Source organism: Streptomyces sp. NPDC001750, from assembly GCF_042892615.1.
Taxonomy (GTDB): domain Bacteria; phylum Actinomycetota; class Actinomycetes; order Streptomycetales; family Streptomycetaceae; genus Streptomyces.
In genome coordinates this window covers 1-26736 of sequence record NZ_JBIAUE010000016.1, presented here as the reverse complement: position 1 = coordinate 26736, position 26736 = coordinate 1, and the positions used below count along the sequence as shown (strand labels likewise).

Annotated in this window: 21 protein-coding genes; 8 read left to right on the top strand and 13 right to left on the bottom strand. The window is 73.6% G+C overall.

The features are described 5' to 3' along the window. Positions 1–114 precede the first annotated feature (114 nt). Entirely contained in the window at positions 115–1065 is a 951-nt protein-coding gene (locus ACFYY6_RS23540; RefSeq protein WP_351523442.1) for a methyltransferase domain-containing protein, read from the bottom strand. A 281-nt stretch (positions 1066–1346) separates the two neighbouring features. On the opposite strand from ACFYY6_RS23540, the gene ACFYY6_RS23535 reads away from it, so the two are divergent. After that, positions 1347–2309, top strand: a complete 963-nt coding sequence (locus ACFYY6_RS23535) for a LysR family transcriptional regulator (protein ID WP_351523440.1) — start codon at positions 1347–1349, stop codon at positions 2307–2309. 100 nt (positions 2310–2409) lie between these two features. Here ACFYY6_RS23535 and ACFYY6_RS23530 read toward each other — a convergent pair whose 3' ends face one another. Beyond that, positions 2410–2715 carry a 4a-hydroxytetrahydrobiopterin dehydratase gene (locus tag ACFYY6_RS23530; protein WP_351523438.1) on the bottom strand — a complete coding sequence of 102 codons (306 nt, stop codon included), beginning with the start codon at positions 2713–2715 and terminating at the stop codon, positions 2410–2412. A 63-nt stretch (positions 2716–2778) separates the two neighbouring features. On the opposite strand from ACFYY6_RS23530, the gene ACFYY6_RS23525 reads away from it, so the two are divergent. After that, positions 2779–3648, top strand: coding sequence for a helix-turn-helix transcriptional regulator (locus tag ACFYY6_RS23525; protein WP_351523436.1), 870 nt, complete (start codon positions 2779–2781; stop codon positions 3646–3648). Between the two features lie 114 nt (positions 3649–3762). Here the strand turns inward: ACFYY6_RS23525 and secD are convergent, their stop codons facing one another. From secD to ACFYY6_RS23495, 6 genes are all read right to left on the bottom strand, one after another. Beyond that, positions 3763–6309: a protein translocase subunit SecD gene (gene secD / locus ACFYY6_RS23520; RefSeq protein WP_351630447.1), complete on the bottom strand. Its 2547-nt coding sequence runs from the start codon at positions 6307–6309 to the stop codon at positions 3763–3765. A gap of 57 nt (positions 6310–6366) precedes the next feature. Then, entirely contained in the window at positions 6367–6945 is a 579-nt protein-coding gene (locus tag ACFYY6_RS23515) for a hypothetical protein (protein WP_351630450.1), read from the bottom strand. A gap of 29 nt (positions 6946–6974) precedes the next feature. Beyond that, on the bottom strand, positions 6975–7796 hold the full coding sequence (locus tag ACFYY6_RS23510; RefSeq protein WP_351630453.1) for a rod shape-determining protein MreC: 822 nt from the start codon (positions 7794–7796) through the stop codon (positions 6975–6977). A 167-nt stretch (positions 7797–7963) separates the two neighbouring features. Further along, a complete protein-coding gene (gene ligA / locus ACFYY6_RS23505; protein WP_351630487.1) occupies positions 7964–10084 on the bottom strand; it encodes an NAD-dependent DNA ligase LigA in 2121 nt (706 codons plus the stop codon). Positions 10085–10132: 48 nt separating this feature from the next. Next, complete coding sequence (locus ACFYY6_RS23500) at positions 10133–12286, bottom strand: alkaline phosphatase family protein (RefSeq protein WP_389195077.1); 2154 nt, start codon at positions 12284–12286, stop codon at positions 10133–10135. A gap of 199 nt (positions 12287–12485) precedes the next feature. Then, a complete protein-coding gene (locus ACFYY6_RS23495; RefSeq protein ID WP_073781502.1) occupies positions 12486–12899 on the bottom strand; it encodes a hypothetical protein in 414 nt (137 codons plus the stop codon). Between the two features lie 437 nt (positions 12900–13336). On the opposite strand from ACFYY6_RS23495, the gene ACFYY6_RS23490 reads away from it, so the two are divergent. Both ACFYY6_RS23490 and ACFYY6_RS23485 read left to right on the top strand, forming a co-directional pair. After that, on the top strand, positions 13337–14128 hold the full coding sequence (locus ACFYY6_RS23490; protein WP_351630460.1) for an MBL fold metallo-hydrolase: 792 nt from the start codon (positions 13337–13339) through the stop codon (positions 14126–14128). Continuing rightward, positions 14125–14745, top strand: coding sequence for a VTT domain-containing protein (locus tag ACFYY6_RS23485; protein WP_351630462.1), 621 nt, complete (start codon positions 14125–14127; stop codon positions 14743–14745). The genes ACFYY6_RS23490 and ACFYY6_RS23485 overlap by 4 nt, the downstream gene beginning before the upstream one ends. A gap of 183 nt (positions 14746–14928) precedes the next feature. On the opposite strand, the gene ACFYY6_RS23480 is transcribed toward ACFYY6_RS23485, so the two are convergent. Together ACFYY6_RS23480 and ACFYY6_RS23475 are read right to left on the bottom strand one after the other, a co-directional pair. After that, positions 14929–16341: an aminotransferase class I/II-fold pyridoxal phosphate-dependent enzyme gene (locus tag ACFYY6_RS23480; protein WP_386609028.1), complete on the bottom strand. Its 1413-nt coding sequence runs from the start codon at positions 16339–16341 to the stop codon at positions 14929–14931. Positions 16342–16481: 140 nt separating this feature from the next. After that, a complete protein-coding gene (locus tag ACFYY6_RS23475; RefSeq protein ID WP_351525337.1) occupies positions 16482–17333 on the bottom strand; it encodes an SMP-30/gluconolactonase/LRE family protein in 852 nt (283 codons plus the stop codon). A 319-nt stretch (positions 17334–17652) separates the two neighbouring features. Between ACFYY6_RS23475 and ACFYY6_RS23470 the strand changes: the two genes are divergently transcribed. The 3 genes from ACFYY6_RS23470 (at position 17653) to ACFYY6_RS23460 (ending at position 20631) form a co-directional block, all read left to right on the top strand. After that, positions 17653–19242 (top strand): bifunctional phosphatase PAP2/diacylglycerol kinase family protein, encoded by a 1590-nt coding sequence (locus tag ACFYY6_RS23470; protein WP_389194944.1) that lies wholly within the window; start codon positions 17653–17655, stop codon positions 19240–19242. A 201-nt stretch (positions 19243–19443) separates the two neighbouring features. Beyond that, the gene (locus tag ACFYY6_RS23465; protein WP_386609025.1) at positions 19444–20253 is read left to right on the top strand and encodes a class I SAM-dependent methyltransferase; all 810 of its coding nucleotides are present in this window, start codon (positions 19444–19446) and stop codon (positions 20251–20253) included. 24 nt (positions 20254–20277) lie between these two features. Continuing rightward, a complete protein-coding gene (locus tag ACFYY6_RS23460) occupies positions 20278–20631 on the top strand; it encodes a VOC family protein (RefSeq protein WP_351525340.1) in 354 nt (117 codons plus the stop codon). Positions 20632–20875: 244 nt separating this feature from the next. Here ACFYY6_RS23460 and ACFYY6_RS23455 read toward each other — a convergent pair whose 3' ends face one another. Further along, on the bottom strand, positions 20876–22900 hold the full coding sequence (locus ACFYY6_RS23455) for a DUF5107 domain-containing protein (protein ID WP_389194940.1): 2025 nt from the start codon (positions 22898–22900) through the stop codon (positions 20876–20878). A 268-nt stretch (positions 22901–23168) separates the two neighbouring features. Here ACFYY6_RS23455 and ACFYY6_RS23450 point away from each other — a divergent pair, with 268 nt between their 5' ends. Then, complete coding sequence (locus ACFYY6_RS23450; protein WP_351525342.1) at positions 23169–23552, top strand: DUF6204 family protein; 384 nt, start codon at positions 23169–23171, stop codon at positions 23550–23552. On the opposite strand, the gene asnB is transcribed toward ACFYY6_RS23450, so the two are convergent. Beyond that, a complete protein-coding gene (gene asnB / locus ACFYY6_RS23445) occupies positions 23545–25395 on the bottom strand; it encodes an asparagine synthase (glutamine-hydrolyzing) (protein WP_389194937.1) in 1851 nt (616 codons plus the stop codon). The two genes, ACFYY6_RS23450 and asnB, sit on opposite strands and share 8 nt — an antisense overlap. A gap of 363 nt (positions 25396–25758) precedes the next feature. Beyond that, on the bottom strand, positions 25759–26340 hold the full coding sequence (locus tag ACFYY6_RS23440; RefSeq protein WP_389194934.1) for a GNAT family N-acetyltransferase: 582 nt from the start codon (positions 26338–26340) through the stop codon (positions 25759–25761). Positions 26341–26736 lie beyond the last annotated feature (396 nt).

The window sequence follows — 26736 nt, the reverse complement described above, 5'->3', positions numbered from 1 at the left end:
CCTTTCCCCATTCCGGCCGCGGACCGGCGCGGCCGCTCGCAGTGCGACGGGCCGGGAGGCGCGGTCGATGCGACCGCCCCTCCCGGCCCGTCGTGCCCGGCAGACCTCAGCCCCTCACCGGGCGGGGCCGCTCCGCCGGCCCAGATGCACCGTGCGCGCCATGAGCAGGAAGACGTCGGGGCGACGGCGCAGTCCGGCCGGGTCCTCGGGGTCGAGCAGCCGGTCGAGCACCGCGATGTCCTCGGCGTCGAGGACGTCTTCGAGCATCTCGCGGCGCCGGGTGAACTCCGCGACGACATGATCGCGCGCCGGTTCGGGCAGCGGTGCCGGGAGGTCGAGCAGGAAGCTGCGGGTGCCGTGCGGGCGCAGTCCCGCCGCGTCGAGCAGAGCGCTCCAGTCCTCGGTCTCGCGCCTGGAGGCGGGCAGGGAGGCCCGCATCGACTCGAACCAGCTCGCCGTGGCCGCTTCGATCCTGGCCTCCAGCCCGGGCCGCCCCATGCCCGTGTCGCGCGGCAGGTGACGAGCCGCCAGCCCGCCCTCGACCAGGGCGACGGTGCCGCCGGGGCGCAGCAGCGCGGCGAACCCGGCGAGGACGGCGCCCTGGTCGCCCATGTGGTGCAGGGAGTTGCCCGCCCAGATCAGGTCCGCCTCCCCCAGCCGGTCGAGGTCGTCGGGAAGGTCGGCCCGGCACGTGCCGACGCGGTCGCCGAGGCCGAGCCGTTCGGCACGGGCCCGGGCGCGGTCCAGAAGGGCCTCGGTGCCGTCGACGGCCACGACCGCCGCCTCGGGGAACACCTCGGCCAGCAGGCAGGTGATGACGCCGGGCCCGCTGCCGATGTCCAGGATCCGGCGCGTTTCCGCGGCTGTGGGCAGTCCGGCGATCCAGCGGGCCGCCGCCTCGTACTGCGGGCGGCACAGTTCGCCCTCCCGCTCCAGGATCGGGGCCATGGCGTCCCAGTCGAAGTCGGCATCACCGTGGTGATGGCCCGGGGCCGCACCGCGCCCGTGGCCGTGCGCGGCGTGGCCGGTGTCGTGGCGATGACCGTGTCCGTCGTGTTGGCTCATGGGGACAGCGTCGCCACACCCCGCCCCCTCGGCAAGCCGCCTTGCCGCTTCGGCAAAGCGTCGCTCCGGTGCTCCCGGCCCGTGCCGTCGTGGAGGAGCGTCCGTCCTCCGGGCCCGGCCGGCCCGACGCCTCGCACCGGCCCGTGCCGTCGTGGAGGAGCGTCCGTCCCCCGTGCCCGGTCCCCCGGCTCGTCGTGCGCGGCGGGGCGACTCCGAACCGATCGGTGCCGATTGGACAACAACATATTGCCGGTAGGCCACCCTGGCCATAACTTGCGTTTATGGAGCTGGAGTTGCGCCATCTGCGTACCGTACGTGCCATCGCCGACACCGGAAGCCTCACGAAGGCGGCCGCAGCCCTCGGGCTTGCCCAACCCGCGCTGAGCGCGCAGTTGCGACGGATCGAGAAGGCGCTCGGCGGTCCGCTCTTCGAGCGGGACCACACCGGCGCCCGGCCCACACCCCTCGGTGAGCTGGTGCTCGAACGGGCCCGGGTGGTGCTGCCCGCGGTCAGTGAACTCCAGCAGGAGGCGGTGCGGTTCGCCAACGCCTGCGGCCCGATGGAGCGCTTCCGGCTCGGCGGCACGCACGGCCCTTTGCTGGGCGGCCTCGTCGACCGTCTGGTCACCGCCCACCCGAACGCCCCCGTGTCGACGTACACCTCGTGGTCGGAGGCCGAGGTCGCCTCCCAACTGGTCGACGGGCGCCTGGACTTCGCGCTCATCGGGGTCTGCGGGGAAAGCCCGCCGCCCGCGAGCGACCGCTTGACCTGGCAGGTGATCGGGGTCGACCCGGTCTTCGTCATGCTGCCGGAATCGCATCCGCTGGCCGCCGAGCGGGAACTCGACCTCGCCGCCCTCTCGGCGGAGTGCTGGGCGGACGTGCCGGGCGACGGCTGTTTCGCGGACTGCTTCGTCAGCGCCTGCGCGCGGGCCGGGTTCAGCCCGGCCTCGGTGTACGAGACGGACACCGCGTCCGTGGTCCATCTGGTCCAGGTGGGACGCGCGATCGGGCTGTGCCGGGCGACGTTCCCTCCGGTGCCGGGGCTGGTGACCCGCCCGCTCGCGGGCACCCCGCTGAGCTGGCGCCACCTGCTGGGCTGGCACCCGCGTTCCGCGGCGGCCGTGTCGGCGGCCGGCGCGGTGAGCGGGCACACGGTGGCGGCGTACGCGGACGCGGTGGGGCGCAGCGAGAGCTACTCGGGGTGGCTGGCCACGCATCCGGGGTTCGGCCCAGCGGGTTGATCACCCCCGCCCTCGTGTGCCGGGCCCCGCGACCGTGTCCGGCCCCGGCTGCCGTACCCGGCTCCCGGGACACGACGGTCCCGGGCCCCGCCCCGGGCGGCTACCGCACGCCGTGCCCGCCCGCGATCGCCGCCACCCGTGCGGCGAGGTTCAGATCGTGCTCGGTGACCACGCCCCCGGCGTCGTGGGTGTTCACGGACAGGGTGACGGTGTTGTATCCGAGGGTCAGGTCGGAGTGGTGGTTCAGCTCGTCCTGGATCTGTGCCACGTGCACTGTCAGCCCGAGGGCCGCGAAGTGCGTGCGCAGGCGGTAGGTGCAGGTGATCCGGTCCCCCTCCAGCGACCAGCCGGGCAGGTCGCCCAGCCGTTCATCGATCTCCTGGCGCGACAGTGGTTCGGCGGGCATGCTGCGACTCCCTCACGAGTGGTCGGTTCCGGTCGGCGGTGCCGGTGACGTTACGGTCTGGGTATGACAACTGTCGCGTCTGACACGGGGGTAGGGCCGCTGCTGCGCCGTTGGCGGGAGCAGCGGCGGATCAGCCAGCTGGAGCTGGCGCTCCGTGCCGACTCCTCCTCCCGGCACATCTCCTTCATCGAGACGGGCCGCTCCCGGCCCAGTGAGGAGATGGTCCTGCGTCTGGCGGAACACCTCGACGTCCCGGTCAGGGAACGCAACGCCCTGCTCGTGATGGCCGGCTACGCGCCGCGGTACGCGCAGACCGCGTTCGACGATCCCGCGCTGGCCCCGGTGCGCGAGGGGATGGAGCGGCTGCTCCAGGGGTACGACCCGTATCCGGCGCTGGTCGTCGACGGCGTGTACGACGTGGTGGCGGCCAATCGGGGCGTCGAGATGCTGCTGGAGGGGGTGGCCGGGCATCTGCTGGTACCCCCGCTGAACGCGATGCGGCTCACGCTCCACCCGGAGGGCCTGGCCCCGCGCATCCGCAACCTCCGCGAGTGGCGTGCCGATCTGCTCGCGCAGATGAGGCGCCAGATCGCCCTGGCCCGGTCGGCGGAGCTGCGCGAACTGTACGAGGAGGTCGCAGGCTACCCGCCACCGGAGCGTGCGGACGGGCCCGAGGGCTCGGTACCGGCCGGGAAAGCGGACGGGCCGGCCGGGAGCGCGGATCGAGCGGTCGACGGGGCCCGTGCCGCGTCCGCCTCCCCCGCGTTCGCGTTGCCGTTGCGTATCGAGCACGGCGGCCGGGTGCTCTCGTTCATCTCGTCCATCGCGACGTTCAACACGCCGATGGACGTGACGGTGGCCGAACTGGCCATCGAGACGTTCCTGCCCGCCGACCGGGCGACCGCCGATCTTCTGCGGTCTCTCGCCCCCTGACGGCCGGGCGGCCCGGGGCGTGGTGCCCCGGCCGACGCGCGCCGCCCCCTTCCCGGGGCCGGATCACCGGTTGCGGGAAGGGGGCGGGCAGGGTCGTCCGGCCGGTCGGAGCCGCTACACGCGCGCTCCGTTGTCGAACGGGTCCCGCTGTGCCGTCCGCTTGCCGGAACGGCTTCCGGAGGACCGCTTCCGGGCGGGCGGCGGGGCCTTGCTGCTCCGTTCCAACAGGAGCGCCGCCGGGACGGCGGTCATCACCGAGGAGTACGTCCCGACGCAGATGCCGATCAGCAGGGCGAGGGCGAAGTCCGCGAGCGAGTCGCCGCCGAGGACGGCGAGAGCGGTCAGGATGAAGAGGGCGCCCATGCCCGTGTTGACCGTTCTGGGCACGGTCTGGAGCACCGCCCGGTTGGCGATCGTGGCGACGGGAGTGCGACGGGCCTTCGCCCACAGTTCCCGCACCCGGTCGAAGACCACCACGGAGTCGTTGACGGAGTACCCGATGACGGTCAGGAGCGCGGCGAGGAAGACGCCGTCGACGGTGCGCCCGAGCCAGGCGAAGGCACCGATGAGGATGACGACGTCGTGGACCAGCGCCCCGACCGATCCCAGGGCGAACGTCCATCGGAACCGGACCACCAGGTAGGCCAGCTGGACGAGGACGGCGATGGCGAGCGCGATCAGGGCGTTGCGCCGGAGTTCGTCGCCGAGGCTGGGGCCGATCAGTTCGTCGCGGACCTTGGTGGTCTCGCCGCCCTCCTTCGCGAGGGCCGTGCGCAGGGTGTGCTCGCCGTCGTTGTCGAGCTTCCCGGTGCGTACGGAGAGGTCCCCGGAGCCCGCCGTGGTGACCTCGGCGTCGGGGAATCCCGCGTCCGACAGCAGGGTCCGGGCGCGTTCCACGTCCACGGGCTTGCTCGTCGAGTACTCGACGAGCCGGCCGCCGGTGAACTCGACCCCGAGGTTGACGCCGCGTACGACGATGCCGAGGACCGCGACGACGACCAGCGACGTGGAGATCAGCAGCCAGCGGCGCGGGGAGCGCATCAGCTGGGGGTCTCGACGAGTCAGCCAGGTGCGCACCCGGCCGGGGCTGGCGATGCCGTTGAGCCCGCGCCGGGCGGTGACGAAGCGGGACCCCGCGGCGATCTCGGTGAGCGCGCGGGCGATGACGAGCGCGGAGAACATCGAGGCGACCACACCGATGGCGAGGGTGACACCGAAGCCCTTCACCGGCCCGGAGCCGAGGAAGAAGAGCAGTCCCGCCGCGATCAGCGTGGTGACGTTCGAGTCCGCGACGGCGCTCCACGCGCCGCGGAACCCTGCGGTCAGGGAGGTGCGGAGCGAACGGTTCGGATGCTGCTCGTGCTCCTCCCTGGCGCGTTCGAAGACGAGCACGTTGGCGTCGACCGCCATGCCGATGGCCAGCACGAACCCCGCGAGGCCGGGAAGGGTGAGCGTGACGCCGAGGCCGACCAGGGCCGCGTACGAGATCAGTCCGTAGGCGGCGAGCGCGACGGCGGCGAGCGCGCCGAAGAGCCGGTAGACGATGGTGATGAAGAGCGCGGTGGCCGCGGCGCCGATGAGGGCGGCGCGTGCGCTGGCGTCGATGGCGGCGGCACCGAGTGTCGGGCCGACGGTGCGCTGTTCGACGATCTCGACGGGGAGCGGCAGGGCGCCGCCCTCGATCAGCAGGGCCAGTTCACGGGCCTCGTCGGCGCTGAACGAACCGGTGATCTGGGTGGAACCGGACGGCAGGCCGACGCCGCAGGCGACCGACGGGGACACCTGGGGCGAGGAGATGATCTGCTGGTCGAGGACGATGGCGACGCGGCGGCGGTCGTCCTGGACGGGGTTGCACGCGGCCTCGCCGGTCAGCCGGGTCCAGTCCTGTCCGGCCTTCTTGTGGAAGTCGAGCGAGACGGTCCAGCCGGCACCCTGCTGGGCGTCGAACGAGGCGGTGGCCGCCTTGACGCCCGCGCCGGACAGCCGGGCCGGGCCCAGGTCGAGGAGACGGCCCTGTTCGTCGGGGAGCGTCAGCCCGCCGTCCGCCTTCTTGCCACCCGTCTCCTTGTCCTCGCCCTTCTTGCCGTCGCCCTTCGTCCGGTCGGCCTTCTGGCCGTCCCCGGTCTTCTTGTCGTCCGTCGTACCGCCGGTGCCGGTCCCGTCCTCGGCCTTCTTGTCCGCTGTGGCCTTCTCCGCGGCGTCCCCGGCCTTGTTCCCGGTGTCCGCCTTGTCGTCGGACTCGCCTTCGGACTTGCCGTCCCCGGTCCCGCCGTCCTTCTTGCCGGACGTTCCGGCGTCGGCCTCGGTGCCGGGGCCCTGGACGGCATGGAAGGTGAGCTGAGCGGTCTTGCCGATGACCTCGGCGGCCTTGCGCGGGTCCTGGACGTCCGGCAGTTCGACGATGATCCGGTCCTCGCCGGAACGGGTCAGGGTGGGCTCGGCGACACCCAGCGAGTCGATGCGCTGGCGGAGCACCTCCAGGGTGCGGTCGGTGCTCTCCCGGTCCGCCTTCGCGGTGTCCGAGTCCTTGGCCTGGAGCACCATTCTGGTGCCGCCCTGAAGGTCGAGGCCGAGTCTGGGTGACATGTTCAGCGTGATGAGTACGGAGACGAGCAGCACGGCGGCAGCCAGCACCGCTCGCACCGTGGTGGCGCGAGTCATGGGATTCCTCCGAGGGGGCGCCGTGCGCCCTCGGCTCGGCGAGAACGGGACGGCGGTTCAGTGGGACGGGACCACGGGTGGCCGGGCGGGGGGCACAACCCGTACCGGGGCGGGTGGCCGGTGGACGGCCGTCCTCGGAGGCCCGCGTACGCCGGGAAGCGCGACGCGGAAACGGTCGATGGTGCGCGAGAGTACGGCGGGCACCGGGCGCGGCTGGAGGTGCGGGGTACGGATGCCCGGCGCGCCGGGCAGCAGGACGTCGGGGTCGGACGGCGGGAGCTGCTGCGGGGCGCGGTTGTGCTCGGCACCGGCCCGGGGCCCGGGCCCGGGTCCGGTGGTGGGCGCGGGCCGGTGGCCGTCGGTGGCCGTGGCCGTGCGGGCGCGGCGGGAGTCGTGGACGGTGACCGTGCGGGCGGTCCGGTCGGTGTGCGGGACCGGTTGCCGGGCGTCGGGCGCCTGCGCGGCGGGAGGCGGCGGCGCACCGGCGAACGGTCCCCCCGCGTACAGGGCCCCGGCCGCCGCGGGCGCGCCGCCCACGACGGTGAGCACGGCGAACAGCAGGGACGCGAGGAGTCGACGGCCCGCCCGTGCGTGGCCGCGGCGCGCCGGGGTGTCCGGCCGTGCCCCCGGGGGCACGTTCCCCGGGGGCGGCCCCGGGAGGGGGGTCACCTGTGTCGGCCCGACAGCGCGGGCGCCGTGGCCGCCCGGCGGAGCACCGAGTTGAGGATCAGTCCGGCACCGCGCACGACGGTGGTGGCCGGGTCGTCGACGAGACGCACCGGAGCGCCGAGCCGGATTGCTATCCGGTTGGTGACATCAGGGCGTGCGGCACCGCCGCCCGCGAGCAGCGGACCCTTGCGCAGGGCGCCCAGGACGGCGCCGTGCCGGTCCTGCTGCCACATGTCCAGGACCATGTCCAGGACGGTGCGGACGACGGCGGTGGGCGGCTCGCCGGGGCCGAGGTCGCTGAGTCCCGTCTCGGCCTGGCGGGCGTCGCGGATCTGTCCGCCGACCAGGAGCGTCGCCTCCGTCAGTTCGGCGCCGATGTCGACGACGAGCAGCGGGCCGCCGTCCTGCGGCGCGGCACACGCGGCGGCGGCCCTCGCGCTGTCCAGGGCGATGACACGGGTCGGCCCGAGGGAGGCGGCCGCCTCCCTCGCGGCGGCGCGGTGCTCGGCACCGGCGAGGACGGGATGGCTGAGCACGATCACGGTGCCGCTGCGGTCCGGCCCCAGGGCCGTGTCGGCGATGCGGCCGAGCATCCGCCCGCAGGACACCGGGTCGACGATGCGTCCCCGGCGCACCGGGCGTCCGTGCCCCGGCGCGTCGGCGGCTCCGGCGCGGGCGGCGTCGGCGACGACACCGTGCCCGGGCATCCACGCACGGGTACCGGAGCTGCCGAGATCGAGGGCGAGGCCGCGGGTGACGCCCCGCAGTTCCCGGTGGAAGGACCGGTCGATCCGCGGTCCGTCGTGCAGCGAACGCATCGTCCCTCCCCCGGATCTGCCGGAGCAGCCGTAGCACCCACCCACGCACCCGCTGACAGCAAGGCATGGCCGAGCCCTCACTATGCAATAGGGAGGCAAAGAAAGCCACTCTCGGGCAAAATCGAAGGGCTCGGGCGCCGCCGCCCACTTCCCGGCCGCGCGGTGGGTCAGACCTCCGACGGCAGGAAGTCGGCTATCAGCGCGGCGAACTCGTCCGGCCCGGCGATCCGGACCCCGAGGTCCTCGGCCTTGGTGCGCTTGGATCCCGCCTTCTCACCGGCGACCAGGAGCGTGGTGCGCTTGGAGACGCTGGACGACGACTTTCCGCCCGCCCGCTCGATCAGTTCGTTCATCTGGTTGCGGGAGAGCTTCTCCAGCACACCGGTCATCGCGCCGGTGACCACGACGGTCATGCCGTGCAGCGGCAGTCCGGCGGCCCCGTCCGCCTTCCCCTCCCCGTCCTCGGACGCGGTCCGCGCGGGCTCCTCGCCCGGCTCGGGCGGCGGCGTCGCGCCCGGCTCCGTCATGTTGACCCCCGCGGCCACCAGCTTCTCGATCAGCGGGGCCAGCTCCGCCAGCTCGGCGACGACGGCCGCGGCCTTCTCCTTGCCGATGCCGTCGACCCGCTGGAGCTCCTCGGCGTCGGCCGCCCTGATCCTGTCCATGTCCGCGAAGTAGCGGGCGATCCGCCGCGACATGGAGCGTCCGGTGCCGCGCACGCCCAGCGCGCAGAACACCCGGGAGAGCGGCTGCGTCCGTGCCGTGTCGATGGCGGCGAGGAGGTTGTCCGTGCTGGTCTCGCCCATCCGCTCCAGGCCGAGCAGCTGCTCCCGTCCGAGCGTGAAGAGGTCCGCGAAGTCGGTCACCAGACCGGCGTCGACGAGCTGGACGACCCGGGTCGCGCCGAGCCCCTCGATGTCGAGCTGGTCGCGGCCGGCCGCGTAGGAGATGGAGGCGACGAGGCGGCAGTCGCGGCCCCTGACGCACCGCCAGCGCTGTTCGCTGGTGTCGATCTCGGATCCGCACTGCGGGCATGCCTCGGGGAAGACCACGGGCTGCTCGTCGCCGGTCCGCAGGTGGGCGACGGGCGCCTCGATCCGGGGGATGATGTCGCCCGCCTTGTAGACCATGACCCGGTCGCCCAGGCGCAGGTCGCGGCGGGTGATGTCGGCCGGGTTGTGCAGGGTGGCATAGCTGACCGTCGACCCGTCGATCTCGACGGGTTCCAGCACGGCGCGGGGCGCGATGATGCCGGTCCTGCCCACGTTCCATTCGACGCCGAGGAGCCGGGTGACCTTCTCGACGGCCGGGAGCTTGTACGCGATGGCCCAGCGCGGCGCCCGGCTCCCGGAACCGGCGTCGCGCTGGTCGGCCGCGAGATCGGCCTTGATCACGATGCCGTCGATCCCGAACGGCAACGCGGCACGCAGCCCCGCGACCTCCTCGACACGGGCCTGCACGTCCTCGACGGTGGTGACGGTGCGCGGCGCCACGTCCGTGGCCGCCGCGGTGTGGACGCCGAGCGCGGCGACGTACGCCAGGACCTCGCTGTGCGGGAGGTCGGCGAGCGTCCCGGTCAGTGCTCCGGACTCGGCCAGGGGCAGGGCCCCGTAGGCGAAGAACGTCATCTCCACCGTGTACGCCCGGTCCTTGGCGCGCAGGGTGCCCGCCGCGCCGTTCCTCGGGTTGGCGAAGGGGGTGCCGCCGTGCTCGGTGCGCACGGCGTTGGCCTGCTCGAACTGTTCGTTCGTCATCAGGATCTCGCCACGCAGCTCGATCGTGACCGGCTCGGCCAGCTGTCCGGGAAGTCCGGCCACGGTGCCGATCGCGTGCGACACGTCCTCGCCGGCGGTGCCGTCGCCCCGGGTGATCAGCTGGTCCAGACGGCCCTCCCGGTAGCGGGCGGCGACGGCCAGTCCGTCGAGTTTCGGCTCCACGCTCCATGCGGCGACGGGCCTGCCTATGCGGCGCTCCAGCGACGCCGTCCACGCCGCGAACTGCTCGGCCGAGAAGACGTTGTCCAGGGACAGCATCGGCACCGTGTGCGGCACGTCCCCGCTCGCGGCCCCGCCGGCCACCTTGCCGGTCGGTGACGCGTCCAGCACCTCCTGCGGGTGCTCCTGCTCGTATGCGGCGATCCCCCGTACCAGCCGGTCGTACGCGTCGTCGTCGAGCGCGCTCTCGCCCGTGGCGTAGTAGGCCGCCGCGGCCTGCGACGCTTCTTCGACCGCGGCGGCGTAGGCGGCGGCATCGGCGAGCACAACAGCTGAGTTCGTCATGGCCCCCATCCTGCCGTCCAGCACTGACAATCCCCTCCCAGCTGGGAGAACGCCCCGTCAGCCGACCGTCGGAACCGTTCCGTCCGCCTCGCCCGAAAGCCCCGCCGCATCGGGACGCCCCGCCCCTTCGCGCGGGCCCGCCCCGTCGTGCCGCCCCGCCGCGTCGGCGCCGTCCGCCGCGTACCGTACGACCGTCGTCGGCGTGCGCGTCGCCGGAGTCCGCCGCCCCGCGCACTCCCTCAGCCAGCGCCGCAGCACCCGGTGCACCCGCTCGGCCCCCACCAGCTCGGTGCCGTCGGCCACCGGGGACGACAGGTCCGTCGGCCACAGCAGGAACGGCCGGGACTGCGCGCCGCCGAGGCCCCCGTGCGAGCCGATCTGTTCCTCGAAGGCGTGCACGGTGCCCGTGGCCGGGTCGTGCATCGAGTTCACCATGACGTCGGCGACGTGCGGGAAGGTGTCGGTGCGGCGGATCGCGGCCGCCGCACCGGGGCCGAACGGGGCCAGCGGCCCCTCCCCGTCGCGCAGCTCCCGCACCGGGGTCTCGGTGCCTCCGCGGCTCAGCACCACCGATCCGTGGCGTTCGCTGCGGACCAGCAGGAAGCCGATGCCCGGATGGTTGGCGAGGGTGCCGAGCAGCGCCGGACGGCTCCGGTCGAGCTGTTCGCGCGAGGCACGCCCCTCGATGTCGGGGAAGGAGATCAGCCCGAGGTTGCCGGAGGCGAGGACGACCGGGTCGGACGGCTCGGCGCGGTGCTCCGCCCCGGTCTCCTCGACCGGGCGCCGGTGCAGGGCGATCCGCACCGCGTCGCGCGCCTCCGAGCCGCTGCGGGTGCGCTGCGCCCGGCGGGACACGGGCAGGCCGCAGCCCGCCCGCACCAGGTCCTTGAGCGTCAGCCCGTACGCTCCCGCGAAGGTCTCCCCCGGGCTCTGGCCGTGGTCGGAGAGGAGCACGATCCGGTACCGGCGCGGGGTGTGCTCGGCGACCTTCGCGATCAGCGCGAGACAGCGGTCCAGCCGCCCGAGCAGCTTCTCCGCGTCGCGGCTGTGCGGTCCGGAGTGGTGCGCCACCTCGTCGTACGCGACGAGGTCGGCGTAGACGGCGGTGCGTCCGGCGAACATGTCCCCGATGACGGCGGCGACCACCACGTCCCGTTCGACGACGGTGGCGAAGGCCCGGATGAAGGGGTAGAGCCCGCCGCGCTTGATCCGAGGCGCCTCCTTCCGGATGCGGGCCCGGGTGGACTCGCCGATCTCGCGGCAGACCTCCGCGACGAACGCCAACGCCGTGCGCACGGCGTTGGCCGGGTCGGAGAAATAGGCGAAGTAGCCGGCCCGGGAACGGCGGCCCTTGCCGCGCCTGGCCGCCATGGACAGGACGAGCGCCAGTTGGTCGGCGCCGCCGCTGAAGAGGTTGCCGCGGCTGGCGCCGTCGACGGTGAGCAGCCCTCCGTCACGGGTGCGGGCGACGGCCCTGCGCTGGAGTTCGAGAGCGCTCGCGGGCCGGCTGGAGACCATGACGTCGCCGGTCTCCTTCTCGTACCAGCGAAAGGCGGGGACGTCGTGGTTGCTGCCGTGCAGGATGCCGAGCTGGCTGGCTCCGGTCTGGCTGGACCAGTCGGTGCGCCAGGAGGTGAGCCGGTGGCTCCCGTCGTCCGTGAGCCACCGCGCGACGGTCGGCATCAGACCGGTGTCCGCCGCCCTGGCGAGGATGTCGTGGCCAACGCCGTCGAGCTGGATGAACACGATGCCCGGCGGCCCGCAGCGGCCGTGGTCGTGCCCGCTGCGGCGGCGTCGGCGGTCGGCGAGCCGGGACAGGCGCCGCCGGTAGGCGTTGTCGTCGCGGACGGCGAGCGCCGTGGACGTGGCCGAGGCGACGGCGGACATCACGGCCGCGACGACGACCGCGGTCTGCGGGTCGGCGGCGCCGCGCCCGTCCGGTATGAGCCGCAGGGCGACCAGCAGCAGCGAACCGTTCAGAAAGAAGACGAGCAGTCCGAGGACGAGTGCGGGCACGATCAGCAGTGCCCGCACCAGGAGCGGCCAGACGAGTGCGGAGAGCAGGCCGAACGCTCCGGCGCCCCAGGCCGCGGTGAACGCGGTCTTGGTGATGCTGTCGCCGTCGTCCGACTGGAGCCGGAAGTCCGGCAGTACCCCGGCGAGCACCAGCATCGTGAGCGTGGAGACCGCCCACACCACGGCCACTCGCATCAGGGCGTTGCCGGCCGTTCGCCATCGCCCGTCACCCACGCCTCGACCACCTCACGTCCGGGCCCCGCCGCTGCGGACCCTGTCCCCCAGCCTGTCACAGCCCGACGGCAAGCCGCGGAAGGGACGGGGCCGGGACGAGGGCGGGGGCTGGGCCCGGGGGCGGAGGAAGAAGCAGAGGCGGCAGTGGAGGCGGAGTGCGTCAGCGGCCGTCGTAACCGGCGGTGGGCATGGAGAGCCTGCGGTGCACGCTCGCCTTCGTGCCGGCGTTGTACGGCGGCTCGTCCAGCCCGGCGATCTCCAGGCGCACGCCGCGCCGCGCGCACTCCGCGGCGAACTCCGCGACCGACGTGAGGGCCCGTTCCAGCACCCGGTCGTTGGCGGCGACGAACACCTCGACATCGCCGCTCTCGACATCGCTCCACAGTGCGTGGTGATCGGGGCGCAGTCCGTAGAAGCGGAGCTGGCGGGTGACGACGTATCCCTTGTCCGCGGCCCAGCGGGCGCACATGTCGTGCTGGCTACGGGTGTCCACGAGGAACGGATCGCTGTCGAGTTCTTCGAGCGGTGTGAGACTGGCGATCGCCGCCACCCGTACGTCCACTGCGTCCCCCAAGACCGTTCCCCCGTGCTAGGCGTACGGGCGACCCTACCCCTCCCTCTCCCCTGCAAAAAGGCGCATGTCGGGACGGGAGGAGCGCGTTGCACAGCGCAGAACGGCGGTGCGCCCGCGCACGCCGGAGCGGGCCCGGCGGCGAGGGCGCACACGGGGCGGCGGGAAGGGTCGTGCGGGTGGCCCAGGTGTACGCCACGGCGCACACGCCCAATGCGTGGACCACGCCCCGTACCCGGCGCACACGCCCGATGCGGGGCCCGCGCCTCGTACCCGGCACACACCCGGTGCGGGGCACTCCTCTGTGCACGGCGCACCCCTCGGTCCGCGGTGCCGCCCGGAGGTGCGTCAACGGACGGAGCCCAGACACCCGATCCGGTCACGGCATTAGGCTCGGTTGCCGGAGCCGGACGAGAAGACGGGGAACGAGGAGGTGCCGCGTGCCGGTGGAAGTCACTTGGTGGGGCCATGCCACCTGCACGATCGAGGATTCCGGGGTGCGCGTGCTCACCGATCCGCTGTTCGTAAGACGCCTGGCCCATCTGCGTCGGCGTCGCGGCGAGCTGCCCGGCCCGGAGGCCGCGGTCGCCGATGTCGTGCTCGTCTCGCATCTCCACTCCGACCACCTCCACCTGCCGTCGCTGGCCCGGCTCGCGGCGGGCAGCCGACTGGTGGTGCCGGTGGGCGCGCTGCGCACCGTGCCGGGGCTGCGCCGGCTGAGCTCGGCTCGCGCGCTGCGGGTCACCGAGGTGGCCCCCGGCGACGAGGTCCGGTTCGGCGGGACGGACGGGGTGCGCATCCGCGTGGTTCCCTCGCTGCACGACGGCAGGCGCCTGCCCATGGGGCCGCACCGCTCCCCCGCGCTCGGCTATGTGATCGAGGGCGAGGCCCGGACGTACTTCGCGGGCGACACCGGCCTCTTCGACGACATGGCCAGGATCGTCGGGCCGGTGGACGTGGCACTGCTGCCTGTGGGCGGCTGGGGCCCGTATCTGGGCCACGGCCATCTGGACGCGGGGCGGGCGGCGCAGGCGCTGGCCCGGCTGGCGCCCCGGGCAGCCGTACCGGTGCACTACGGCACGTACTGGCCGATCGGGCTGGACGGCGTCCGGCCGCACGAGTTCCACTCGCCGGGCGACGAGTTCGTCCGCAAGGCGGCGGTGCTGGCACCGGAGGTGGCCACGCACCGGCTCTCCCACGGCGAGCGGATGCGGCCGGGGGCCACCAGGTGATCCAGGAGGTCGTGCGACAGCTCCCCCCGGAGTCGACGCAGCAGGCGGTGGGCTACCCCTCGTTGTTCCTGCTGGTGACGCTGGGCTCGTTGGTGCCGGTGGTGCCGACGGGCGCGTTGGTCAGCTCGGCGGCGGTGGTGGCGCTGCATCAGTCGTCGCCGTTCGCGCTGCTGGTGGTGTTCGCGGTGGCGGCGACGGCGGCATTCGTCGGCGACATCTGTCTGTACTGGCTCGGCCGGCGCGGGGTGCGGTCGAGGAACGGTTCGAAGTGGCTCCGGACCATCAGCGACCAGGCTGCTCCGGAACGGCTGGAGCAGGCACGGCGGAAGCTGGACGAGCACGGGGCGATGGTGCTCGTGCTGTCGCGGCTGATACCGGCGGGGCGGATTCCCGTGATGCTGGCCTGCCTGCTGAGCCGGATGCCGTTGCACCGGTTCGCGCGCGGGGACGTGCCGGCCTGTCTGGCGTGGGCCGCGACGTACCAGCTGATCGGTGTGCTGGGCGGCTCGCTGTTCCCCGAACCGTGGCAGGGGGTGGTAGCGGCGGTGGGTCTGACGCTGCTGGTCAGCGGCGGCCCGGCGGCGTGGCGCCGGATACGGGCCCGGTTCGGCCACTGAACACGGTCCCGATCCGGCCGCTGCACGGGCGCTGACCGGAGCCCGGTCCGGGCACTGGACGGAGCCGGCGCGGGCTCGGGAAGGAGCCGGTCCGGGCTCGGGACACTGCCGGTCCGGGCTCGGGACACTGCCGGTCCGGGCAGTGACGCCGCTGAACGGGTATGGGGGAGCCGTCCGGTTCCGTCAGCGAAGGTCCGCGAGGGCAGCTTCGAAGCGCCCGAGGGCCCCGGCCACATGCGGTAGTTCCAGGGGTCGTTCGGCGGCGAGGGACTCCAGCTGCTGTTCGGGGGTCGTGCCGACCAGCGTCCCGGTGCCCAGGCGTACGCGCAGGGCCGCCAGATCGTCGCCGAACCGGTGGCCGCCGGGTGTCGGTGTCCCGAGACGCTCCGTCAGGTACTCCTCCAGCTCCAGGGAATCCGTCACCCCCCGGGCGGCCAGCCCGGACCTGAGCGGCCCCAGATCGGCGTAGAGGTGGCGTCCCGCCTGCGGGGGCCTGGCGAGCGCGCCCGACGCGAGGACCGCGCGATGGGCCGCCCCCGCGATCCGCGCATGCAGCGTCGCGGACCTGCGTACCCGGTCGGCGACGGCGTCCGGCCCCAGCAGCGCGTGGGCGGCGGCAGCGGCCACGGGGACCGCGACGAGCGCGCCCAGCGCGGTGAGGACGTCGAGCGTACGGGCATGGTGCACCGCCCCCCGCCCGGTGTCCGGGAACCGGGCGATCGCGACCGGCCAGGCCGAGGGGGTCAGCGCACCGGCGAGATCGCAGAGGACCGTGACGTCGTCCGGGCACATCTCCGCCGGACTGAGCAGGACCGTGTCGTGCGGCCGGTGCAGGGTGTCGCGCCAGGTCTCGTCGCTGACGATGTGCAGCCCTTCGGCGACCGCCGCCTCGCACGCCTCGCGCACGAGTTCCGGCGGGGCCACGGTCGCGGTCGGATCGTCGACGACGGAGACCAGCAGCAGCCGGGGCCTGCCGCCCTCCGCGCGCACCCTGCGGATGGTCTCCAGCAGCGCGTACGGATCGGGCACGCCGCCGCACTCGGCCGGTGTCGGCACCTGGTAGGCGGGGCTGTCCAGCAACCGGGCCTGCGGGATCCAGGTGGCGGTGCAGGGACGCGGCAGCAGGATGTCGCCGCCGTGCGCGGCGATCAGCGCGAGCAGCAGCGGCGAGGCTCCCGGCGCGGCGGCGATGTGCTCCGGGCCGCCGTGCAGACCGCGTCGGGCCCAATAGGCGGTGGCGGCGCGGCGCAGGACATCGCCCCCACCGGTCGGTTCGGGCGCGCCGCGGTCGGCCGCAGCGGCGAGCACCTCGGCCAGTTCGGGCAGCACGGGCAGTCCGGGGTCGGGGGCGGGCGGCCCGTAGCGGACGGGACCGTGGTCGCCCCGGACGGAACGGGTACCACCCCCGCGCCCCGCCGGTCCGCTCCGGTCGTCCCTGCCCGTACGCTCCGCCTCCTCGGTGCGCTCCGCTTCGTCGATGTGCTTCTCGTCCTCGGTGCGCTCCGTGTGCTCGGTTTCCTCGGTGTGCTCGGTCCGCTCCCGCGCCATCCGGGCCTCCTTCGCCGCCGCCCCGTCGCCGTGCCCGCCGTATGTCACGCCCAGGGCCTTTATACGAGGGTTCGCCGGGACCCGCCCGCCCAGCGGGGCCCGGCGGCCGGAAGCCGAGGTCCCGGCGCGGTTCGGCCGGGCCCTGGCCGGCCGCCGTTCCGCGGCGCGGGCTCCTGCCCGGACGGCGGTCAGCCGGCGAAGGGCGTCCCCGGCATGCCCTGCCCCGCGTCCGGCACCACCAGCAGCGAGCCGGACAGCGGATGCGGGGCGTCCAGTCCGACGCGCGCCGAGGAGATGTAGAGGTCGCGCAGATCCGTACCGCCGAAGGCACAGGCGGTCGGACGCCTCACGGGCAGCTCGACGATCCGGTCCAGCGAACCGTCGGGCGTGTAGCGGCGCACCGCCGCGCCGTCCCACAGAGCGACCCAGACGGCGCCGTCCGCGTCGACGGTCAGGCCGTCGGGGAAGCCCGCGCCCTCCTCGATCGTGGCGAACGGACGCCGGTTCACGGCGTTCTCGCCGTCGAAGTCGAAGACGTCGACACGGCGGGTGGGCGTGTCGACGTAGTACATCAGCCGCTCGTCCGGGCTCCAGCCGATGCCGTTGCTGCACGCCACCACGGGCAGCACCGGGGTGACCCCGCCGTCCGGCGCGACGCGGGCGAGGCTGCCGCCGATCTCGGTCTCGTCGTAGCGCATGGTGCCCGCCCACAGCGCCCCGTCGGGCGCGACCGCCGCGTCGTTGCCCCGGCGCCCGGGCTCGGGGTCGTGGACCAGCCAACGGAACGCGCCGTCCGGGTCGTACAGGCCGATGCCGTCGCGCAAGTTGACCACGAGCCCCCCGCCCACGCGCGGTTTGGCCGCGCCGACGTGCTGTTCGGTGGTCCGCACCGTGCGGTGGCCGGTCACCGGGTCGTAGGTGTGTACGCGGGCGGCGAGGATGTCGACCCAGATCAGCCGGCCGGCGGCCGGGTCCCAGGTCGGGCCCTCGCCCAGCTCGGCGTTCTCGGATACGGCCACGTCCAGGCGCGCGGAACTCATGTCTGCCCCTTGTGGAGTCTGCCCCTTGTGGGGTCCGACCGCGCCGCAGTCCCGCGGCGTCCGGGCCGGGGCCCGTCGGCCCCGCGCCCGGTCCGGCGGATCGCGGCTGCGGTCACGGAGAGTCCGGCCACGGGCCGGAATCACGACCACAGGGTAAGGGCCGCGGCCCGCACCCCGCACACGTGGCGCCGTCGGCGGACACCCGAACGGCACACATGCGGGGCCGTGCGGGCGGACGGCGGAACGTGTCGCACACGGCCCGGTGGTTCCGCGCGGTCGGACGAGGTGTCACACGGCCGATCGGGGTATCCGCAGTCCCATGCACTCACCGCGTACGCCGTTCGGCGTTTCTCCGTCCGTCGCACCGCGTGCCTGGCTCCGCCGCGGCGATCTCGCCGTGTTCAGGAGCCTGGCGCACCGGACCTGGCCGGGTGCCGAACCGGTACTGCCCCGGCTGAGCCGCTGCGCCGACCACGGACTCCTCTGGTTCGGTGTCGCGGCGGGCCTGGCCGCGCTGGGCGGCGGCGCCCGGGCACGGCGGGCCGCGCTGCGCGGGGTCGCCTCGCTGGCCGTGGCGTCCGCCGTGACCAACACGCTCGGCAAGCGGGCCGTGCGCAGGGAGCGTCCGCTGCTGGACGCCGTTCCGGTGGTTCGGCAGCTCAGTCGTCAGCCGTTCACCACGTCCTTCCCCTCCGGGCACTCGGCGTCGGCGGCGGCCTTCGCCACGGGCGTGGCCCTGGAATCGCGGGGGTGGGGCGCGGTCGTGGCGCCGCTCGCGCTCTCCGTCGCCGCCTCCCGCGTGTACACCGGGGTCCACTACCCGAGTGATGTACTGGCCGGTGCGGCGCTCGGGGTGGGGGCGGCGCTGGCGCTGCGCGGGGTCGTTCCGACGCGCGCGCGGTTCCCGGCACCGAGCCGCACGCCCGGTCGCGCACCGGCGCTGCCGGACGGCGGGGGCCTGGTCGTCGTGGTCAACGAGCAGTCAGGAACCGCGGCGACGGCCGCATCACTGGTGCGCGCCGCACTGCCCGATGCCGAGGTGGTGGGATGCGCGCCCGACGACCTCCGCGCCGAGCTGGAGAGGGCGGCCGGACGGGGCAGGGCGCTCGGAGTCTGCGGCGGGGACGGCACGGTCAACGCGGCGGCCGCCGTGGCCCGCGCGCACGGGGTGCCGCTGGCGGTGTTCCCCGGGGGGACGCTGAACCACTTCGCCCACGACCTGGGCATCGAGACGGTGGACGATGTCCGCACCGCCCTGACCACGGGTGACGCGGTACAGGTCGACATCGGCCGCTTCCGACCGGGGCCGAACGGCCCGGAAGGCCCGGAAGGCCCGAGCGAACCGGTCGCCCCGGGCAGTCCCCACGAACCCCATAGGCCGTTCGGGCCGGGCGAAACCGTCGACGCGTACGGATACTTCCTCAACGCCTTCAGCCTCGGCGTCTATCCGGAGCTGGTGCGGACCCGCGAATACTGGGCTCCCCGGATCGGCGCCTGGCCTGCGGGTCTGCTCGCGGCATGGCGGGCATTGCGCGGTGACCGCCCGCTGGAGGCGGAGGTGGACGGGCGGCGGCGCCCGTTGTGGCTGCTGTTCGTGGGCAACGGCCTGTTCCAGCGGGTCGGCCCGGCGCCGGGCCGTCGTCACGGTCTCGCGGACGGTCTGCTGGACGTACGGATGGTGCACGCGGGACGCGCCCCCGGCCTGCGCCTGCTCGCGGCGGCCGTCGCCGGGCCGCTCACCCGTTCGCCCGTCCACGCGGCACGGCGGCGCCGGAAAGTACGGGTCTCGGGCCTGGCTCCCGGCACACCCTACGCATACGACGGCGAAGTCGGGTATGCGCGGGGCGAGTTGACGATCGACAAGCTGCCCGAGGCGCTGACGGTGTACTGCCCCGCCCCGAAGCGGTGAGGCATCCGCGACCCGGGCCGTCGAACGGAAGGGCAGCCCACGACAGCATCACCCTTTGACCATATGGCGAGACACCCATCTCATAATGCGATCCATGCGCGTACGGTGTCATCACGGGGGCCTCGCCGCCGGCCGCTCTGCGCGCGGCCCGCTCCGGGGCACCGCGCTTCGCGCTTCGCGTCCCAAGGAAGGAACCACGCCATGGAGAAGCGGTCCGCCGTCTACACACACGGCCACCACGAGTCCGTCCTGCGCTCGCACCGCTGGCGTACGGCCGCGAATTCCGCGGCGTACCTCGTCGGCGAACTCCGCCCCGGCATGACCGTGCTGGACGTCGGCTGCGGGCCCGGCACCATCACCGCCGATCTCGCCGCGCTGGTCGCTCCCGGCCGGGTGACCGCGGTCGACACCAGTCGGGAGGTCCTGGACCGGGCTGCCGAGGTCGCCGCCGAACGCGGCCTGGATGGGATCGAGTTCGCGACCGCCGATGTGCACGCACTGGACTTCCCCGACGACTCCTTCGACATCGTCCACGCCCACCAGGTGCTCCAGCACGTGACCGACCCGGTGCGGGCCCTGCGCGAGATGCGACGGGTCTGTCGGCCCGGGGGCATCGTCGCGGCCCGCGACAGCGACTACGCGGCCATGAGCTGGTATCCCGAGGTCCCCGGTCTGGACGCCTGGCAGGAGTTGTACGGCCGGGTCGCCCGCGCCAACGGCGGGGAGCCGGACGCGGGCCGCCGGCTGCTCTCCTGGGCCCGGAAGGCCGGTTTCACCGACATCGTTCCGACCGCCGCCGCCTGGTGCTTCGCCACCCCGGAGAGCCGCGCGTGGTGGAGCGGCCTGTGGGCGGAGCGCACGGTCGGCTCGGCCTACGCGGAGTCGGCCGTGGCGGGCGGTCACGCCGACGCCGGGGAACTGACCGCCATCGCCTCGGCCTGGCGGACGTGGGGAGAACGGGACGACGCCTGGTTCATGGTCCCGCACGGCGAGATCCTCTGCCGGGCCTGATATCCGCCAACTACCCTGTCCCGCATGGACATTCTGGGAACCACGCTGCGTATCTGCGTCGACGACCTGGAGGCCGCGGTGGCCTTCTACGAGGACCTCACGGACAGTTCCGCGCTGCGCTTCGAGCGCGGCGGGGTGTCGGTCGCCGCGATCAGCTGCTTTCTGCTGATGAGCGGACCCGAGTCCGAACTGGAGATCCTGCGCAAGGTCACGGCGACGATCGCGGTCAAGGATGTCGACGCGGCCCATGCCTCCCTCACCCGGGTCGGTGCGCGGGTCATCGCGGGTCCGGTGCCCACACCGGTGGGCCGCAACCTGATCGCCGTGCATCCGGACGGCTCCGTCTTCGAGTACGTCGACCGGAACGCGGGCGCCTGAGCGGCGCTCGCCCCGCGCCACGACCACCGGCCCCACCCGACGGGGCCAAAAGCCGCCCACGGGCCCGGAGAACACCGGGCCCACAACCGCCGGACCGGACACCGCCGAGCCGGAAGCCACCGGGTCCATGCCCGTCCCGGCGGCTCGTACCAGGCGGTCCCCCACCTCGAGCACCTCGAGCCCTGGGACGCCTGATGTCCTGGCAGGCGGCACGTCCCGGGGCGCATCAGGTCCCGAGAAGCCGTCACGTCCTGGGACGCATCCGGTAGTCGTGCCGGTCCGGCAGTTCCTCGTCGGTGACCGCGGCCCACACCTCGTCCAGGATCTCCGCCCCCTCCCGGAGATCGGCGACCTCGAAGCCCTCGTCGAAGACTGCCCGGGCGGCGGTACGGTCGCCCTCGGCGATCAGCAGCCGGGCCTCCAGCAGGCGGAAGCGCCCGCGACCGCGGACCTCCGGGGGCAGCCCGGCCCATACCTCCCGGGCCGCCTCGGGACGCTCCGCCGCCAGCAGTGCCTCGATCGCCTCGCGGCCGAGCGCCGTCACGGCGGCCGTCCGGGCCTCACCACCGACGCCGTCACCGCCGTGGCCACCGGCATCGCCGTTGCCGACGCCGTCACCGCCGCCCGGACGCTCCGCGCCCAGGTCGTCGAACGCCTCCACGTAGAGTCCGGCGGCCCGTTCTCGCTGCCCGCTCTCCCCCGCGGCCACGGCGAGGCAGCGCAGCAGCGGCCAGCGGGACGCGGCACGGACGAGCCCCCGTTCCCAGCTGCGGACCGCCTGGGCACGGTCACCGGCGTGCCACTGGGCGACACCGAGGTGGTATTCGGTGAGCGGATCGGCGGGGGCCGTCTCCAGCATGTCGCGCCAGTGCCGCGAGACCAGCGAGGGGCCGGGCGGGGCCGCCCGGCGAGCCGCGGGGAGACTGCCCCGGTCGAGCAGCTCCAGCCAGGGTTCCTGCTGCTCACCAAGGGTCGATTCCACGAACGGAGTGCCCGGCAGTCGGTATCCGCCGCGCCGGACCTCCAGGGCGCCCCACCCGGAACCGATGGCGAGCGATTCGCCGGGCTCGGTGTCGGCGCAGCGGAGCCACGCGGTGTACGCGGCCTCGGCATCGGCGCGCGGCAGCGCCTCGGCGAGCCGCCGCTCGGTCTCGGCACGGGCCTGCGCCCAGTCGTCGCCGTGCACCGCCTCCGGGTCGGCGGACAGCGGCCCGTAGGACTCCAGCCAGCTGAACTCGGCGCCCGGTTCGAGGGGTACGTGCTCCAGCTGGGTCCGGGCGAGACCGGCCTGGATCTCGGCGTAGCCCGTGGTGCCGGGCTCGGTGAGCCATTCCTGCCAGCGCCGCCCGCCGGGGCCGCTGCCCCAGAGGAACAGCTTCCGGCCCCTCAGCAGGTCGGTCGACGTCTGGACGAGACCGTGCCCGTGCTCGTCGAGGGAGGCGATCCAGCGGCGTGCGCCGTCGGGCACCTCGTAGAAGTAGTCGGCGGGGAAGTCGCTCCGCAGCGGGTACGTGCGGTCGACGGAACCGGACACCGGAACCGGGACGCGGGTCAGGGCCCGCTCGTAGCCGAAGTGCCACGCCTCGTCGGCCGGGGCCAGGACGCGGGTGCGTTCGCCCTCGGGAACGGCGATGTTGGACCACCAGTAGACGGGTGCGGTGTGCTCGTGCGGGTTGCGTATCCGCACCCCGACATGGAGGAAGTCGGAGTCCTCCGGCAGCCACAGGTCCACCTGGAACGGGAGGTCGCGCAGCCGTTCCCACTCCCAGAGCCGGATCATGTCCCCGCCGTCGGGCGCGGGCACACGGGCGGCGTGCACCGGTGCGCAGGACAGGGTGGTGTGGCCGGTGGCCCCGATGTTCCATTCGATGCCGCCGGAGAACCAGGCACCGTTGAGCGCGAAGTCCGCCGGCTGCAGCACCGGGTTGGTGTACAGGAGATCGCGGCCGGTCGGCTTGTGGTGGAGGGAGTGGACGCGGCCGCCGAACCCGGGCAGCAGGGTGGCCTTCAGCCGGTCGTTCTCGATGACGATCGCGTCCAGCGCGGTGGGGACGCGCTCGCGTCCGTACCCGTCGAGAAGGCGCACCGGAAGCACGGTGGACAGTGGATCGTAGCCGACCTGGCGCGCCATGTCGCCCGGCAGGCCGGCCCGGACCCGTTGGTCGACGACGTGTGTCTCGTCGAGCGGACGCAACGCGGGCAACGGGTTCTCCGGGCCCAGCGGTGCGGCGGGCAGAGTCAGTACGGCACGTCGTACGGTCGTGGCCAAGGCAACCTCGCTCCTTCACGCGGGCCGCCGCTGGTCCGGGCGCCCCCGTCGACCATGGAACACGCTGGACGGCGGCCCGACCAGGGCTCCGCCGCCCGGCTCGGGAAAAGACCGGAAGTTCACGGCCCCGCCACGGACCGAGCCACCGCCCCTCCCCCTCCCCGGGGGCGGCCCCACGAATTCCGTAGTGCACCGCACCCCGTCTCCGTACCCTTGGCCGTTCATGAGCGGAAGCTCTTCATGTACGGAAGACGGAGCGGGAACCACGATGAGCACCCAGCACACCTACCGAGTGATCGTGCGCGGCACCTGGCAGGGCCTGACGGAGGAGGCACGCGCCCGCCTCCTGTCCGAGGTGGACCGGCACGGGCTGGACGCGATGCAGTTCACCGAGGCGGGTTCGCTGTCGTACGACCGGGTGCTCAAGCACTTCAGCATGCGCTTCGTGGTCGTGTCGGATGCCGCGGACGGCGAGGAGATGGCGTCCGCGATCGCCGAGGACCGCGCCGAGACCCGGTTGAGGGAACTGGGGTACGGCCACGGCGAACTCCGTTCCACCGCGACGGACATGGACACCATGAAGGTCAATTACAAGGGGCGGCGGTCGGACGGGGCGGCCGGGCGCCCCGCCGCCGGTGAACGGCTCAGCTGAGGTCCACCTCCGGCCGGTACATGTCCAGCCACGTCGCCAGGTCCAGGGTGCGTTCCAGGCCGCGCCGGGACGCTCCGGTGACCTGGGGGGCGGCGTGTTCGTCGGCCGCCTTGCTCAGCCGGTCGCGGTCGATGAGCTCGAAGACCCGGTGGTCCGGTTGCGCGAGCAGGTCGCGGGCGTGTTCCTGGAGGGCGACGGCGTACTTCGGGTCCTGCGTCGACGGGTAGGGGCTCTTGGTCCGTTCGTACACGGACCGGGGCAGGACGTCCGCGACAGCTTCGCGCAGCAGGCTCTTCTCTCGGCCGTCGAAGGACTTCAGCGCCCAGGGTGTGTTGTAGACGTACTCGACGAGCCGGTGGTCGCAGAACGGCACCCGGACCTCCAGGCCGACGGCCATGCTGGCCCGGTCCTTGCGGTCGAGCAGGACACGCACGAACCGGGTCAGGTGGAGGTGGCAGATCCGTCGCATGCGGTACTCGAAGTCGCTCTCGCCGGTGAGCCGTTCGATGCCGGCGACGGCGGTCTCGTAGGAGTCGCGGATGTACGGCCCGAGGCGGAGGGCCCGGTGCACGTCGTCGCGGAGCATGTCCGCGTCCTCGCCGAAGTGCTCGCCGTAGTGGACCAGCCAGGGGAAGGTGTCGGCGCGGCGGGCCTCCTCGTCGAAGAACTGGAGGTAGCCGCCGAAGACCTCGTCGGCGGACTCGCCGGACAGTGCGACGGTCGAGTGCTCGCGGATGGCCCGGAAGAGCAGGTAGAGCGAGGAGTCCATGTCCCCCAGGCCCATCGGCAGGTCGCGGGCGCGGATCACCCGGGCGCGTACGTCGGGGTCGGCGAGGGTGTCCGGGTCGAGCACGATGTCGCGGTGGAGGGTGCCCGCCTGCCGGGCCACGTCGTGCACGAACGGGGTGTCGGGGGTGGTGCGCAGCGCGTCGGCGACGAAGTGTTCGGTGCGTCCGACGAAGTCGACGGCGAACGTGCGGACCTTCTCGCCGCTCTCGGCGAGCCGCCGGGCGGCGAGGGCGGTGACCGCGGACGAGTCGAGGCCGCCGGAGAGCAGGACGCAGCGGGGTACGTCGGAGACCAACTGGCGGCCCACGATGTCGTCGAGCAGCGAGCGCACGGTGGTGATGGTGGTGTCGCGGTCGTCGTGGTGCGCACGGGTCTCCAGCCGCCAGTAGACGCGTCGGCGCAGGCCGTTGCGGTCCACGGTGACGACCGTGCCGGGCTCCACCTCGCGCATGCCGTCCCACACGGCGTGCCCGGGGGTCTTGACGAGGCTGAACAGTTCACGGAGCCCGTCGAGGGTCACCCGGGGCCGGGCCAGCGGGTTGGCCAGAATGGCCTTGGGCTCCGAGCCGAACAGCACTCCGTCGGGCGTCGGCCAGTAGTAGAACGGCTTGACGCCCATCCGGTCGCGGATCATGACGAGCTTGTCGTGACGGCCGTCCCAGACGGCGAAGGCGTACATGCCGTTGAGGTGTTCGGCGACGGCCTCGCCCCACTCCAGGTAGCCGTGCAGCACGACCTCGGTGTCCGAGTCGGTGGTGAACCGGTGCCCGCGGCCGGTCAGCTCGCCGCGGAGTTCGGTGAAGTTGTACGCCTCGCCGGAGTAGACGAGGGCGAGGTCCCCCTCGGGCGTGGAGACGGACATGGGCTGGCGTCCGCCCGGCAGGTCGATGATCGCGAGCCGGCGGTGCCCGAGCCCCGCGTGCCCGTCGGTCCAGGTCCCCCGGTCGTCCGGGCCCCGGCAGGCCATCGTCTCCGTCATCGCGTCGAGCGTCGCGGCCTCCTCGGATGCCCGGAGATCACGGTCGTAGGAGACCCAGCCTGCGATGCCACACATACGCGTCCTCCCGATGAGGTCCCGGCCGGGAAGCGGTCGTACGCACGGGTCGCCCCGGCGGGGGCGGCGTGCCGTGGGCGAGGGCCCGGCAGAACCGGTTGCAAACCAGTTGTATTGAGCAGCTATATGACGAGGCTCCGCCTCCGGCCGCATGCGGTCAACACGGGTGTCGCGCCGACGGGTCCGATCCCTCACGCTTTCGGCCGCCGCTTTCCCGTTCCTATACGGATTTCCGTGCTCCGCGGCCCGGGGAATACGGCCTCGCGGGGCCCCGGTGGCGCTGCGATCCGGCCACGGGCAAAGACTTCCCCAATCCGTTCGGCCGGTGGAGCGGGTCGGCGGCGGGCCCGGGGTGGTGCCCGGTCAGCCCGCCGGGCGCCGAGGCATCCCGGCCGTGATCGCCCACCGCTCGTGGTCGCGCCAGGCCCCGTCGATGAGGAGGAAGTCCGGCGAGAACCCTTCGAGGCGGAATCCGGCGCGCCGGACGAGCGCCAGGGACGCCTCGTTGCCCGGCTGGATGTTGGCTTCGAGGCGGTGCAGGCCCAGCGGGCCGAAGGCGTGGCGCAGGACCAGTTCCAGCCCCTCGCCCATCAGGCCCCGCCCCGCTGCGTGGGCGAAGGCGCCGTACCCGAGTGCGCCGCAGCGGAACCCGCCGCGCACGATGTTGTTGATGTTGATGAATCCGGCGATCGCGCCGGGGCGGCGTCCGTCCTCGCCTTCGCGTCGGCAGACCAGGAAGCCGGCCTTCGTGGGGTCGTCGATCAGCCGTCCGGCGTACGCGTCGTACGCGTCGGCGTCGAGGGGCGGGAAGAGCCAGGGACGGTGCAGGTCCCGGCTCTCCCGCGCGCGGGTGGTGAACTCTTCGGCATCCGCCCGGCGGTAGGGGCGGATCGCCGCACGGCGCCCCTCGGCCAGGAAGTCGGTCTCGGCTTCGGTTTCCGGCATCCGGTCAGGCTAACGACCTGGGGACCGATAGGGAGCGGGCTCGCGCCGCCCATCGGCACGCGGCGCCGCCCCACCTGCGCGCGCGACCTCCAAGGGCCGGCCCTGTCGTCGAACCGTCGCCCGCCGTACGAAGGTGTCGCGAGGACGGGGCCCGGCTCGAAGACACCGACGGTGTCGGAGGAGACGCCCGCGCGTCCCGGCGCCGTCGGGGGCGTGGGCGAGGCCGCGGCACCTCCCCGGTCCGGCCCGCAGCGGGGTGCCGCGGGCCGGTCCTGGTGCGGCCCTCCTCGACGGAGGCGGGGAACTAGTGCCGCATCAGGCAACGTTCGCCCCGTCGCGACGCCCGGCACGCCCTCTCGCCGCACCGGCCGAAATCCCAAGTACATCCAGTACGAG

Excerpts from the sequence above, each read along its gene's own strand:
- ACFYY6_RS23540 (WP_351523442.1), bottom strand. The coding sequence starts at position 1,065 with ATGAGCCAACACGACGGACACGGTCATCGCCACGACACCGGCCACGCC.
- ACFYY6_RS23535 (WP_351523440.1), top strand. The coding sequence starts at position 1,347 with ATGGAGCTGGAGTTGCGCCATCTGCGTACCGTACGTGCCATCGCCGAC.
- ACFYY6_RS23530 (WP_351523438.1), bottom strand. The coding sequence starts at position 2,715 with ATGCCCGCCGAACCACTGTCGCGCCAGGAGATCGATGAACGGCTGGGC.
- ACFYY6_RS23525 (WP_351523436.1), top strand. The coding sequence starts at position 2,779 with ATGACAACTGTCGCGTCTGACACGGGGGTAGGGCCGCTGCTGCGCCGT.
- secD (WP_351630447.1), bottom strand. The coding sequence starts at position 6,309 with ATGACTCGCGCCACCACGGTGCGAGCGGTGCTGGCTGCCGCCGTGCTG.
- ACFYY6_RS23510 (WP_351630453.1), bottom strand. The coding sequence starts at position 7,796 with ATGCGTTCGCTGCACGACGGACCGCGGATCGACCGGTCCTTCCACCGG.
- ligA (WP_351630487.1), bottom strand. The coding sequence starts at position 10,084 with ATGGGGGCCATGACGAACTCAGCTGTTGTGCTCGCCGATGCCGCCGCC.
- ACFYY6_RS23500 (WP_389195077.1), bottom strand. The coding sequence starts at position 12,286 with ATGCGAGTGGCCGTGGTGTGGGCGGTCTCCACGCTCACGATGCTGGTG.
- ACFYY6_RS23475 (WP_351525337.1), bottom strand. The coding sequence starts at position 17,333 with ATGAGTTCCGCGCGCCTGGACGTGGCCGTATCCGAGAACGCCGAGCTG.
- ACFYY6_RS23470 (WP_389194944.1), top strand. The coding sequence starts at position 17,653 with ATGCACTCACCGCGTACGCCGTTCGGCGTTTCTCCGTCCGTCGCACCG.
- ACFYY6_RS23465 (WP_386609025.1), top strand. The coding sequence starts at position 19,444 with ATGGAGAAGCGGTCCGCCGTCTACACACACGGCCACCACGAGTCCGTC.
- ACFYY6_RS23460 (WP_351525340.1), top strand. The coding sequence starts at position 20,278 with ATGGACATTCTGGGAACCACGCTGCGTATCTGCGTCGACGACCTGGAG.
- ACFYY6_RS23450 (WP_351525342.1), top strand. The coding sequence starts at position 23,169 with ATGAGCACCCAGCACACCTACCGAGTGATCGTGCGCGGCACCTGGCAG.
- asnB (WP_389194937.1), bottom strand. The coding sequence starts at position 25,395 with ATGTGTGGCATCGCAGGCTGGGTCTCCTACGACCGTGATCTCCGGGCA.
- ACFYY6_RS23440 (WP_389194934.1), bottom strand. The coding sequence starts at position 26,340 with ATGCCGGAAACCGAAGCCGAGACCGACTTCCTGGCCGAGGGGCGCCGT.